Here is a 4939-nt window from a genome sequence, read left to right on the forward strand (position 1 = left end):
GTGGTATTGTTCTTGGGTTTGTGGTTGTGGTGGATTGGCAGAAACTTTGGGAGATCCATATCGACAACTATCCGATAAGTCGGTTGTGGCTTGGAAGTTTGAACGCTACATAGTGCATGGTGTTTTGGCCTTCTCTTTAATCATGACTGGAGCAACACTGTATTCGTATTTCTCTGGGGCATATGAAGTATTTGGTGTTAAAACACAAGATGTTCAAGATGTATATGGATTCTTTATTGGTTCTGTTTTCGCCGGTGTTATTGGTACCGGGTTCTATCCAATTTTCGGAAATAGGGTATGGTGCAGATTTGGTTGTCCGCTAGCGGCCTATTTGGGAATAGTACAACGTTTCAAGTCCCGATTTAGAATTACAACCAATGGCGGACAGTGCATTTCTTGCGGGAACTGTTCTACATACTGCGAGATGGGAATCGATGTTAGGTCTTATGCTCAAAAGGGGGTAAACATTGTGAGAGCTTCATGTGTAGGTTGTGGAATTTGTGCTGATGTTTGTCCAAGGGGAGTTCTTAAGTTAGAAAACGGCGATGAAGAAGGGCGTATATCAAATGGTCCGCTTGTAATTTCAAAGACTCAAGTAAAGCTAAATGCAAACGTAATATGAAGTTGACGTGCATGCTATTGTTTCTCATATCAATACAAGTGCTGCAAGCTAAAGAACCTTACGCATGGGCTGTTTTTGAAGATGGTTCTTTAAAAACGGAGAAATGGTTTCATGATAATACTAGTTCACATTATATCAGAAACTATTTCTTAAACGGCAACTTGAAATCAGAAGGGAGAATAACGAAAGGCGTTCAAGGGCATTACTGGAAAATTTATTTTGAGAGCGGGAAGCTACAAAGTGAGGGTTGGTACAAAGCTGGAAAGAAGAATCAATATTGGATATCATATTACTCAAACGGAAACATGTCATCGGCTGGAAACTACGTAAATGGTACTCGATCTGGATGGTGGAAAGAGTTTGGTGAAGACGGACAAATTCGTAAAGAATCAAGGATCGAACAAGACGAAAATCATGGGTATTATAAAGAATATGCTATGGGCGTGCTTGTAAAAGAAGGCATGTTGATTCATGGTTTACCTTGGGGTACATGGAAACATTATGATTCTCAGGGTGAAATAGAACGTATTCGGACATTTGAATAATGGAAGGTGTTTACGTAATAATACCAGCTTTTAACGAAGAAAATTCTATCGGATTAGTACTTGCAGATTTGCCCAGCTTTGTGGCAGAAGTAATTGTAGTAGATAATAACTCAACGGATAGTACGCATAGTGTGGCTAAAGAGAATGGAGCTACAGTTCTTCTTGAGAAACAAAAGGGTTATGGTGCAGCTTGCCTTAAAGGAATTCATTACTTAAATAAAAACCGATCGGAAGAGTGTAAAGTAGTTGCGTTTATTGATGCTGACTATTCAGATCACCCCAATGAACTGGGGTTGTTATTAGAGGAAATTGAAAACGGCAAGGATATAGTTATTGGAAATCGAGTGAAATCAAAAAGGGAAGAAGGGGCGATGATGCCACAACAATTGTTTGGAAACTGGTTGGCTACGTTTTTAATTCAAATAATATATGGCGTTAGGCATGCCGACTTGGGTCCATTTCGCGCCATTAGATACAAGAAGCTGTTGGAGCTTAATATGGTGGATAAAACCTTCGGCTGGACAGTTGAGATGCAAGTGAAAGCGATAAAGCAAAAATTGAATTATGCTGGTGTGTCGGTGAGCTATCGGAAAAGAGTTGGAGTGTCGAAAATATCGGGAACCATATATGGTACCGTTATGGCAGGCTATAAGATAATATCAACTCTAATTAAACTGAGATGAGTTTCGGGTTATTTTGCTTTGTAGTTTATGTTTTAGCATTGTTGTTTATTTTCATCTACAGTTTAATGCAGGCTAACTTGGTGTATAACTACACGAAAGAGAAGAATTGCACAGATAGCATTTCTGTATTGAATGAAGACAACTTGCCAATTGTAACTATACAGCTTCCAATATATAACGAGCAATATGTTATAGAACGTTTAATGGATTGTATCTCGAATTTTGATTACCCAAAAGAGTTGTTGGAAATTCAAGTACTCGATGATTCAACAGATATTACAAGAGAGATCGTTGCAGAAAAAGTTAGACAGTTAAAAGACGAAGGCTTTTGGATAGATCATATTCATCGAACGGATAGATCGGGATATAAAGCTGGTGCCTTAAGTGAAGGGTTGAAAATTTCGCAGGGTAAGTTTGTCGCAATATTCGATGCAGACTTTACGCCTAAAGAAAATTTTATTCGGAAAACGTTGGAGCGATTTACGTCGGATGATGTAGGAATGGTGCAAACGAAATGGGGATATATCAATCAGGATTATTCTTTGTTAACCAAATTGCAGGCTTTTGGTTTAGACGGGCATTTTACAATTGAGCAAACAGGAAGAAGTAAAGGAGGACACTTTATTAACTTTAATGGGACAGCTGGCATGTGGCGAAAATCATGTATCGAAGATGCAGGAGGGTGGAAGTGCGATACGCTTACTGAAGATTTGGATTTAAGTTATAATGCGCAGTTAAAAGGATGGCGATTCGTTTACCTCGAGCACTTCGATTCTCCAAGTGAGTTACCAGTAGCAATGGCTTCTTTAAAGTCTCAGCAATATAGATGGACAAAAGGTGCTGCCGAAAATGCGAAGAAACATCTAATTAGAGTATTTAGGTCTAACTTGGGTTTCAGAACAAAATTGCATGCGTTGTTTCATTTAATGAATAGCTTCATTTTTATATGTGTACTCTGTTCTGCTTTTGTTTCAATTCCTCTTTTGTTCTTTAAATCGAATCATCAAGAATTTACCATATTCTTTAATGCAGCCTCCGTATTGTTGGTTAGTTTCTTAATTCTTATTGTATTTTACTGGGCAGCATTTAGTGGACAGTTTCAGTCAAAGCGAGTAGCGTTTAAGAAATTTATTTTTTTATTTCCTGCCTATTTGTCCATATCCATGGGATTGTCTTTGCATAATTCCATAGCGGTAGTAGAGGCATGGCTTGGCAGGAAAACACCATTTGTGCGCACGCCTAAGTATAACCTAAATGACGAACGAACAGATTGGAAAACGAATACGTATTTTGTTAGAAGACCCAATGCATTAACGTTAATAGAGGGGGCATTGGCCATTTATTTTGCATATGGTATTTCTGTCGCTTTTAAATTGAACGATTATGGTTTATTACCTTTTCATCTAATGCTCACCTTCGGTTTTGGTGCAATCTTCTTTTATTCTTTGAAGCAATCATGGTTAATGAAATAGGCTTGAACCGTTATTTAAGGTTGGGGATATTGGCCATTAGTTTATTGGCATTTAACTACATATCCTTCTTCACTCCACGAGAAGAATTTTATTTATTGATTTCGATCTATGCTTTGCTGTTTGGCGCATACATATATCTCGTAAAAACTTGTTACGAATGGGGAGAGATAAGGCTATTATTGATTTCAGCTTTGTTGTTTCGTGTTTCATTAATTTGGCTCATCCCTAATTTGTCAGACGATTTCTATCGATTTATTTGGGATGGACGATTGTTGGTTGCCGGGGAGAATCCGTTTCAATATTTGCCTTCTGAGATTTTTGGTAGTTCTGGACTAGATCAAATATTGTTTAACAGTCTTAACTCTCCCAACTATTTTTCGGTGTATCCTCCAGTACATCAATTAGTATTTGGAGTAGCCTCATACCTATGTCCTAATTCTATTGAAGGAGTTATTACAGTAATGCGGCTATTTGTAATTGCTGCTGATATAGGGATAGTCTGGTTAGGTATTAAAATATTGGATTACCTGGGGATGCCGATTAGTAATATATTGTGGTATGCATTAAATCCACTTGTTATTCTAGAGCTTACTGGTAACCTTCATTTTGAGGGGATTATGCTATTCTTTGTGATGTTGGCTTTCTATCTCTTGATAAGGAATAAGTTAGCGGTCGCGGCCTTTGCATTTGGACTGTCAGTTTCTACCAAGTTACTACCTCTAATGTTTATACCTGTTTTACTCAATTACCTTGGCGTAAAGAAAGGGGGCATCTTCGTAGCGATAGTTGGGGGAGTAGTCGCAATATCTTTTGCACCTTTCATAAGCATGGAGATGATATTGAATATGTCATCTAGCATTGATTTGTATTTTCAGAAATTCGAATTTAATGCGAGTCTTTATTATTTAGTAAGCGGAGTCTATAAGTGGATCGTGGGTTATAACATGATTTCTATTGTGGGGCCATGCCTTTCATTTGTTTCAATGATAATGATAGTATGGTTGAGCTTTAGGAAAAGGATAACTGAAATGTTGTCTTTGTATTGGGTAATGCTTCTATGTTCGACCTGCCACCTTCTTTTTTCTACAACGGTTCACCCATGGTATTTAGTAATGTTAGTATTGATAAGTTGCTTCACACGATTTATATTTCCCATTGTATGGTCTGTCGTAATCTTTGTTTCGTATTTCGCTTATAGTACGGTTGATTACTCGGAGAGTGTGCCGTTACTAGTCTTTGAGTATTTAACAGTTGTATTAGCAATGGCTTATGATTTTAAATTTAGGTATGTTCAAGAGGCATGATTACTATTTGTATAGGGCTTGAAACTTCAAATTCATACGCTTTCGTGAATCATTATCTGTTTTGAAGCGTACATAATACTCTATCGAATATTTCTTGATTTATGATAAAAATAAAATTCTCAATTCTCATTGTTCTCACTTTGGGCGTTGTTGCCTGTTCATCTGAAAAAATACCTTCTTCAGAGGATGTAGGAGAAAATAGATTAGCCATTCAGGTTAACTTGATTGATTCCATGCTGCATCAATTACATGTGCAAAATAATTTTAACGGTGCTGTTCTTGTCTCTCTGAAAGGTGAGGATGTATATAGTAA

At 37.4% G+C, this 4939-nt stretch carries 6 protein-coding genes; 5 read left to right on the plus strand and 1 reads right to left on the minus strand.

Annotation, left to right across the window (positions count from 1 at the left end; genetic code table 11):
- The 5 genes from HRT72_12230 to HRT72_12250 form a co-directional block, all read left to right on the plus strand.
- Positions 1-622, plus strand: a 622-nt coding sequence (locus HRT72_12230; protein NQY68471.1) for a 4Fe-4S binding protein, incomplete at its 5' end; no start/stop codon positions are given.
- 38 nt (positions 623-660) lie between these two features.
- The gene (locus HRT72_12235) at positions 661-1167 is read left to right on the plus strand and encodes a hypothetical protein (protein ID NQY68472.1); all 507 of its coding nucleotides are present in this window, start codon (positions 661-663) and stop codon (positions 1165-1167) included.
- Entirely contained in the window at positions 1167-1850 is a 684-nt protein-coding gene (locus HRT72_12240; GenBank protein NQY68473.1) for a glycosyltransferase family 2 protein, read from the plus strand. Before HRT72_12235 ends, HRT72_12240 begins: the two co-directional genes overlap by 1 nt.
- Positions 1847-3322 carry a glycosyltransferase gene (locus HRT72_12245; protein NQY68474.1) on the plus strand — a complete coding sequence of 492 codons (1476 nt, stop codon included), beginning with the start codon at positions 1847-1849 and terminating at the stop codon, positions 3320-3322. The genes HRT72_12240 and HRT72_12245 overlap by 4 nt, the downstream gene beginning before the upstream one ends.
- A 29-nt stretch (positions 3323-3351) precedes the next feature.
- Complete coding sequence (locus tag HRT72_12250; GenBank protein NQY68475.1) at positions 3352-4626, plus strand: DUF2029 domain-containing protein; 1275 nt, start codon at positions 3352-3354, stop codon at positions 4624-4626.
- A gap of 52 nt (positions 4627-4678) precedes the next feature.
- On the opposite strand, the gene HRT72_12255 is transcribed toward HRT72_12250, so the two are convergent.
- Positions 4679-4837, minus strand: a complete 159-nt coding sequence (locus tag HRT72_12255) for a hypothetical protein (protein ID NQY68476.1) — start codon at positions 4835-4837, stop codon at positions 4679-4681.
- Positions 4838-4939: the final 102 nt, after the last annotated feature.

The organism is Flavobacteriales bacterium (assembly GCA_013214975.1).
Classification (GTDB): Bacteria; Bacteroidota; Bacteroidia; order DT-38; family DT-38; genus DT-38.